Genomic DNA, 8,014 nt, shown 5'->3' with positions numbered 1-8,014 from the left:
AAGAAGGAGTAATCGCATCAAAGATTGCTGCTGAAGCTGCCGACGTTGCAAAAGGACTTCCGCAGGCATGGGATAGAGAACTTAAAATGGCTCAAGCCAGAAGAGAATTTGACTGGGAAGCACAATTTAATTTGGCCTTGGTTTTGAATATTTCAAGAGAAAAGATTCCGTTTTAACCTAAAACCTCGGGATTTTCGTAGTTGGTGATGAACAAAATAATAATAAAAAATAGTAAAAATTAAACATGAAATAATTTGCGCAACTTTCCAAAACTAATATTTTTAACCTCTTTAATCATAGGTTTGTATTGAGGATATTTTTCTAAAAAGTCTAGAGTATACTGAATTTCATGTTCAAAAGCTTCATCTAATTTATCTTCACGTACCAATCTACGAGGAATAATACTTTGTTCTTGATCCATATGTTCAAACTCAGGATGATCAATTGAAGCTTCAAGTCTACGAGAATTAATATCTGGAATAACTTCCCGAACAATATCTAATAATCTATTAGGTAATCCATGAGGTATATTAACAAATTCGTCTAATTGATCATCAGACCAACTTCTAACAAAATTATAATTTGGAATTATTACTTTTCCCATGATACCACCAACATAATAAAAATGAAAAACTAATTTTTCTTTAATAATATTCTGTTCATTTAACTATATAAACTTATCATACTACTTTCCAATGGCTCTCAAATTCAGATTTATTTCTAATAATCTTCAAATCAATATTTTTATCCAATAATAATTCATATTCACCCTTAGTTGTTGTTATTCCCTCGATATATAATATTTTTGTACCTTTTGGGATAACAATATAATGCACGTATTTTCCGTATTCATCAGGCTTAACATTTTTCGAAATGGATGTAGATAAACAAGAATCAGAATGGTAAATTCCATCATCTGCATAATCAGTCATTGGCTTTCTTTGTCTTCTAACAACAACTAAATCGTCTTCAAGAATTTTGTTTTGAATATTTCAAGAGAAAAGATTCCGTTTTAACACTATAAAATTTTCCTTTTAATACCTATTTAACTCTTTTATATTTCTCCTTTAAAAAACTTTGTGAGGACATCATGTTCACCCCCAAAAAATGTTGGAGTTTTCCTCAAAATCTATGAATTTAACACCGAGACTAGCAGTTATTTTCAACAATTTTGAGGACATGAATTTTCAGGCTGAAAATCCATTAGTTTTCCTCACCATCGTAGGTAAAATCCCTTGAATTTTGTACCATCTAACAATACTTCAACTAAATCTGCACTCTGTTTTTGTATCAAATCAGAATAGCTTACAGTTTCATCATTATATGTTATTGTTGAGTAGATTTTACCTAATATCTTTTCAACAATTAATTTTCTGGCTTCTAATTTAATTGTTTTATTCCTTTTATCCAAATCTTCAGGCCTAATTCTTTTTTTATTTATCAAACCAATCACTGTTTTATCAACTATCTGTTGTCTGAACGGCTCAATCAAATCAAATGTTAAACTGGTTCGCCCATCCATATCAAAGTGTAAAAAACCACAATATGGATCTAAACCATTTTGAAGAATGCTTTTTGTAATTTCACTTGCAAGAATTGCGTATCCGTAATTCAGCATTGAGTTTAGCAGGTCAGTTGGCTTTTTTGTTCGTGAGTCGAATCCAATTTCTTGAGGTATGAAATGTTTCACTCCAGACCAATATTCATTTGAAGCGCTACCTTCCAATCCCATTATTTTCATTCTTAGGGTCTCATTTTTTCCTTTTAAATTTAATTTAGAAATTTGACTGATGCATTCATCTATTCTTAACCTATGGTTAAAAACTCTTTTCAATTGTTTATTTTTATTTAATGTTGTTAATGTTGCTTTTTGATTTTTCATTTTTGATATGATTAATTCTTTTGAGATTTCGAGTCCTAATTTATTTTCACTTTGTTTGTATTGTTCTTTTTTAAGCATTACGTTTCGCCAATCAGGTGATTCCAGTGCATAAGTTAATTGCCCACGAGGATTAATTGCTATTAATTTAATGTTATTTTCAGCCATTAGATTTAGAGCATCAAATGTCACATAGCCCTTTCCTACAATGGTAATGTCTGTTATTGTACTTGCCTTGATTGAATCTAAGATTTCATCCTTTTCATGTATAACAATTTGGTTGTCTTTCTTATGTATAGACTTATTGTATCCATCAATTACCAGTTTCATTTCAATACACCCTGTATAAATCGTTTTTGAATTTAATTTCCCTTCCGCTACATTCTTTTTTTGAATAGCAATTTTGACAAATTGGCATTATCAAAACACTATCTTGTTCTTTGATGATTTCATTAATGTTTTTCACTAACATTTCACGTTCATTATTTTCAAGCTCTCCTGCATATAGTGAACTTTGAATCTTTCTAAGTCCAAAATGCTGAAGAATCTTTTCAATATTTTCATGGTTGGTTTTAAATTTACACTCAAAACTTACTATCATATACATGAATTAAATTATATTTCAACTTGTTTTAATAATTGTATTTTTTAAAATAGATAACTTTAAATACTATGTTTCAGTGAAATCAATTTTTCAAAGTTGCAACAATTTTACAAAGTCACTACAATCGAGTAAAGTTTAAATAGAATGAAATTAATAAGAATTAGTAACTGAAAAGGAATTATAGCTATCATGATTCAAATCAACTAATCTAAAATAGCTTTTGAATCAACATGATATTATAGTTAATGTGGGTTCAATCCTACATTTCCTATTTAAGACACTTTACAGCAATATACTTGGAACTCAAGAGTTTGAACATTTGGAATAAGGATTTAAATTAAAAGTGTCTTGGCGTGTAAATAAGATGTGAACCGCAAAAAATACTGTGATTAATGAACAAAGTTTGAACTGCATCTTGAAAATGATTATTAAAAAGTACCAACAGCAAATTTCGGTAACTGAACAAGCCAACGGTACTTTGACAATAATCATTTAGCAATTTTTTCATCTAACCAAAAATGGAGGATATAAAATGTTTACTTCAATCCAAAAGGAATTAGAAAAGCAAGAAAAATTTTCTATAACAGAAAATGGTGCAATAGGATACAAATCAACTGGTTCTGAACTAGTTGACATCAATTACAAAGTAAGCAGTCTTCGCCAATGCGAAGAAAAGGAAATAGTGAACTTGTTTGATAAGGCATTTAATGAAAACAAAGAATATGCATTAAAATGGTTATTCTTTGCAAGAGATGTCCGTGAAGGATTAGGTGAAAGAAGATTATTCAGAATATGCTACAAAAGATTAGCGGTACTTGATATTGATGTGTTCTACAAAAATCTGGAAAATATCTCTGAATATGGTCGATGGGATGATTTAGTATCATTAATAGGCATCAGTAATGATACTGATAAATACATAATCACAATCATGCAAAATCAGTTAAATAAAGATTTAGATAACTTTAAGGAAAATAAACCAATTTCCCTGCTTGCCAAATGGTTACCATCTGAAAATGCAAGTAGCACAAACACAAGAATAATGGCTAAAAGAATTATAAGATTACTTGAAATGACACCTAGAAAATATCGCCTAATGTTATCTGAATTACGCGCATATTCTAATGTTGTTGAAGTGAAAATGACCAATAACGAATGGAACGATATTGATTATGAAAAGGTTCCATCACTAGCAAATCTTAAATACAAAAACGCCTTCATGAAACATGATGAAGCAAGAAGGCTAGAATATTTGCAATCAGTTGAAAAAGGCACAAGCAGAATAAATATGAAAGTTGCCACTCCTGTAGATATCGTAGCAAGATATTCCAATGGCTATTATGGTCTGAATGATTATGATCAAACATTGGAAGTGGCATGGGACAACCTAAAAGACATAATGGTTGAAGACACATTAGTCGTTGCAGATGGAAGCGGCAGTATGATGATGCGTATCAGCGGGAAAACAAAGGCACTTGATGTTGCAAATGCCTTGGCAATCTATACTGCACAGCACAACAGCAGCATATACAGAAATAAGTATATTACATTTTCAAGCAAACCCCAATTTGTGGAATTCAATGAAAATGACAGTTTGAAAGCTAAACTGGAAATTGCACAAAAACATGATGAAATAGCAAATACAAACATCGAAGCAGTATTTGATCTTATACTTGGTGTTGCTATTGAAAATAACATTTCCCAAGAAGAAATGATTAAAAACATTCTAATAATCTCTGATATGGAGTTTGATATGGCACAACGAGGTTGGAACGGCAGTGAAAATCTTTTAACAAAACCATTATTTGAAGTTATTGCTAAAAGATATGCTGATGCAGGTTACACATTGCCTAGATTGATATTTTGGAACGTGAACTCACGTACTCAAACAATACCCCTGACACAAAATGAATTGGGGGTTGCATTAGTATCATGTTTCAGTCAAAACGTGCTAAAAATGGTTATGAGTAGTAAATATAATCCTTACGAAGTTTTAGTAGAAACTATAACCAGTCCACGATATGACAGAATAAAAGTTTAAATTTAATATGGATAAAATAAAAGGTGACGTTGTGACCCGAATTGGTTAGGGTCCAGACTGCAGATCTGGTTAATGAGGGTTCGAGTCCCTCCAACGTCTTAATTATATTCAACGACAACATAAATGATATGTCCAGAGAACATCCGGCTAAAATAAACTGAAACTTTTAAAGTGTTAAAATGATGATGTTAAGCGATTTTGTAATAACCCTCTTAAATGAATGGCAGATTGAAGATATGCCGATTAATGTGCTTATTGATGATAAATATTTGAAAGTGTTGAGTAGGTTACAATTTGTAACCAACTGAAATTGCCACCATATAAAGAGGGCAAAATGTACAAAACAGATGTAGCAACTAAAAAATAATTTTAAGAATTATACAATCAATACCTTAAATAAATACAGAACCATTTAAGCAATGGTTAACTAAAAATGCTAAAAATCCAAAATTATTGGATGAAAAATTTAATGAATAAAATAACAATACAATCTAATATTCATCAAGAAATTTACTTTCGAATTCAACAGCAAAGTTTCATGAGGTTAAAACACAAATCTAAAATACATACAATAAGTGAAAGGGCACTCAAAAATAATGCAATATACTTTATCATGTTGTAACCTCTAAACTTCTAGTTCTTACAGGTTTTTTAAAAATTTGGTCACATCCATTATTGTAGTTAAAGTTAAAAAATTTCTATTCCATTTAAATATATATTATTATTAAAGTGTTGTAAAATTATTTTTACATGATGGAGAATAAGAAAATTTCAAACACTAAAATTTCGAAAATTTCCACAAAAAATCAAAAATTAACGAAATCACCATATTTCAACCAATTGATGTATATGTTCTACTTCACTTTCAACATCTTCCAAGAAACTCCAAAACTGACCTAATTTTATATATAAAGTAAACGTATATTTTATGTAATAATATACATTAAAAAAGAAAAGATACGAAGTCTTTATATACTAATAAATTCAATAGTATAATCAAGGGTTAGGTATAAAAATTTAGGAGGCAAAAAGGCTTATGATTGAAGTTGATGAGCTAACGGACTACCTAGATGAATACTTAGAAGAAAAACAAGAGGTAAAAAACTTAACAAAAGAAACAGTGGAAAAACAGACATTCAACATATCCAAATTCATCGAATATCTGGAAGATAATGGAATAGATGAGTTAAATGATAAAAACGTTAAAAAACAACTCAGACATTATCGTAGACATTGTCTAAAACAACGTGGTAATAAAAGGACTACAGTAAAAACCTATATGATGAATATATTGGAATTTATCAACTCAGAAGATGTTCAAGAAGAAATCCAACATGAACCAATTAAAATGAAGGATATCATTGAAGTAAAAGCTGAAGATCCTGAAACTGCCAAAAAAAGAATTGAAAAAATATCTCTAACAAGGCCTCAATCAGCATTTTTCCTTGATACAATCGAGAAAAGTGGAAACAAAAGAGATTATGCCATTTGCAGAACATTTATTGACTCAGGAATGAGACTTAAGGAATTGGTTCTTTTGAATAAGTCTGATATAAAAGTCCCACTGGATGAAAATGGATTTTATATAGTTTCTGATGATTCTAGAGAAGTAATTGATGTTAATCTAAGAGCAGAAACCACAAAAGGAGAATTAAAGGACCGTACTACTTTTATTACTCATGATACATTGATAAGTTTAAATGCAATGATGAAAGATCGCATCACAAAACTTAGAAAAAACACCAATGACATCTACAGGCCAGTAATTCAAAGAAATAAAGCAAATGAAGAGAAAACTCGTGAAGAACTATTTACAAACATCAAAGGTAAAAGAATTGGAAAGCGAGCAGTTCAGGATATCATTAAAAAACATGCTCATGAATGCGATAAGAGAATAGCGAGTGAAGGAATTGATTGTCCTGTTAATTATGGAAAAAATGTTAGTGTCCATATCCTCAGACACACCGCTTTAAGCCATTATGCTGAAATTTTGACCGTTGCTGAGGTTCAATCTATTGCTGGTCACTCCAACAGTCAAACAACTGATAAATATATCCATATTGATAAAGAACAAATGAAACAAAAATTAAAAGCTAAAAATATTAACTTTAATTTTTAACTTTTAATTTTCTTCTTTTTTTATATACTTATATTAAAAATAAGTAAATTTTAAATAGTTATATGTATAATCTATTAATGGTGATAGTTTATAACACCAGTTTTATATTTAACTAAAATTATGCAGTGATTATTTGATTTCCAAAAGAGTTATATTAATTTTAACTACAGTTCTATTGTGTATTTCGATAATGAGCGTTTGTGCGTCAGATTTTCATCATGACACATTCGACATCAAACAGATATTGGATGAAACTGATGACTCAGATTTAACCGGATGTTGTTCCGTTGTTCTACAGTTGGATGGAAACAACAGTATTTTTTCATTTAGAAGAGATGCTAACCTTTCTGCAGATATCCACATTGAAGCGATTGATTGGCATGGAGTGCAGGCAATCAAACAATGGAAAGTTGATGGCGGATACTTTTGTCAGGTAATTATCACTGAAGACGGATGGGTAATCGGTTACGGAGGAATAGATGATGGTATTGATAATGAAATTATTGAAAACATCACTGCTGGAATGATAAATAACGAAAGTAAGATTTCTGAAGCTGATTTGGAAAAAATACAAGAGATTAAAGCAATATATGAACTAGGACATGTTGTCATTAAAGCTCCTGATGGACATTATGGTGTTGCAACTGCAACAAATCATTTTACAGGCAAGTTGAAACCTGGAGAATATATATCAATGCCAAACAGATATAAATATTCAAGATCTGGTGAAATCCCACTCAATACAACTGATAAAATCAGTGTTATGACAGAATTAGCAGCATCTGATATGTTTGGACTTACCAGAAGGGATATTACTACATATTATTTCCATCATGACGAGGGCTTTACCACCAATCAGAATGTTGTAGATGTCTATTTGTCCAATGATGACGGTTCCTTATTTAATATGAATACTGGAAACATGTATGATGACGTCTATTTCCAGGATAAAGTGTTTAAAGGTGAAGACATTCCAATATCCCCGGAATATGAAAGTATGGGAAGCATTGTTATTCATGATGGTATACCTTCAATTGTACATTATACAATTATCGGATCTGTTATTGCACTAATAGGTGTATTATCCTATGGAGTATATTATCTTGTAAGAAAAATCAGACATTGAAATTTATTAAATTTTATAAAATTTATTAAAAACGAGTAAATTGGTAGAAAATATAGTATTTTAACAGCTTGATATATATCAAGCTATTGATTTTTACTATTTTCTCAATATTACTTGAGTATAAGTAGTATTATAAGTATAATCCAACTTTCTGTAAATACAGAAATATGGTAAATATATATAATAAGTAAATACAGAAAATATATAATAGTATATTAACTGTATACTACATATTTAAGTAAATA

General features: G+C 30.1%; 8 protein-coding genes and 1 pseudogene. 5 read left to right on the top strand and 4 right to left on the bottom strand.

The features are described 5' to 3' along the window. Positions 1 to 137, top strand: a pseudogene (locus ACKI32_RS00150) (phosphomethylpyrimidine synthase ThiC); the annotation flags it as partial. 101 nt (positions 138 to 238) lie between these two features. On the opposite strand, the gene ACKI32_RS00145 reads toward ACKI32_RS00150, so the two are convergent. The 4 genes from ACKI32_RS00145 to cas2 form a co-directional block, all read right to left on the bottom strand. Next, positions 239 to 604, bottom strand: coding sequence for a hypothetical protein (locus tag ACKI32_RS00145; RefSeq protein ID WP_407412656.1), 366 nt, complete (start codon positions 602 to 604; stop codon positions 239 to 241). Between the two features lie 76 nt (positions 605 to 680). Continuing rightward, a complete protein-coding gene (locus ACKI32_RS00140) occupies positions 681 to 932 on the bottom strand; it encodes an ADP-ribosyltransferase (RefSeq protein WP_407412655.1) in 252 nt (83 codons plus the stop codon). A 281-nt stretch (positions 933 to 1,213) separates the two neighbouring features. Continuing rightward, on the bottom strand, positions 1,214 to 2,209 hold the full coding sequence (gene cas1, locus ACKI32_RS00135) for a CRISPR-associated endonuclease Cas1 (RefSeq protein ID WP_407412654.1): 996 nt from the start codon (positions 2,207 to 2,209) through the stop codon (positions 1,214 to 1,216). Position 2,210: 1 nt separating this feature from the next. Next, a complete protein-coding gene (gene cas2 / locus ACKI32_RS00130) occupies positions 2,211 to 2,486 on the bottom strand; it encodes a CRISPR-associated endonuclease Cas2 (protein ID WP_407412653.1) in 276 nt (91 codons plus the stop codon). 529 nt (positions 2,487 to 3,015) lie between these two features. Here cas2 and ACKI32_RS00125 point away from each other — a divergent pair. From ACKI32_RS00125 to ACKI32_RS00110, 4 genes are all read left to right on the top strand, one after another. Next, positions 3,016 to 4,524 carry a DUF2828 family protein gene (locus ACKI32_RS00125; RefSeq protein WP_407412652.1) on the top strand — a complete coding sequence of 503 codons (1,509 nt, stop codon included), beginning with the start codon at positions 3,016 to 3,018 and terminating at the stop codon, positions 4,522 to 4,524. A gap of 179 nt (positions 4,525 to 4,703) precedes the next feature. Further along, a complete protein-coding gene (locus tag ACKI32_RS00120; RefSeq protein ID WP_407412651.1) occupies positions 4,704 to 4,832 on the top strand; it encodes a hypothetical protein in 129 nt (42 codons plus the stop codon). A gap of 728 nt (positions 4,833 to 5,560) precedes the next feature. Next, positions 5,561 to 6,643, top strand: a complete 1,083-nt coding sequence (locus ACKI32_RS00115) for a tyrosine-type recombinase/integrase (protein ID WP_407412650.1) — start codon at positions 5,561 to 5,563, stop codon at positions 6,641 to 6,643. A 190-nt stretch (positions 6,644 to 6,833) separates the two neighbouring features. Beyond that, positions 6,834 to 7,769: a hypothetical protein gene (locus ACKI32_RS00110; protein ID WP_407412649.1), complete on the top strand. Its 936-nt coding sequence runs from the start codon at positions 6,834 to 6,836 to the stop codon at positions 7,767 to 7,769. Positions 7,770 to 8,014 lie beyond the last annotated feature (245 nt).

It is taken from the genome of Methanobrevibacter sp. (assembly GCF_045611865.1).
Classification (GTDB): Archaea; Methanobacteriota; Methanobacteria; order Methanobacteriales; family Methanobacteriaceae; genus Methanocatella.
The sequence above is the reverse complement of the archived record's forward strand: the minus strand, read 5'-3'. Positions and strand labels throughout refer to the sequence as shown.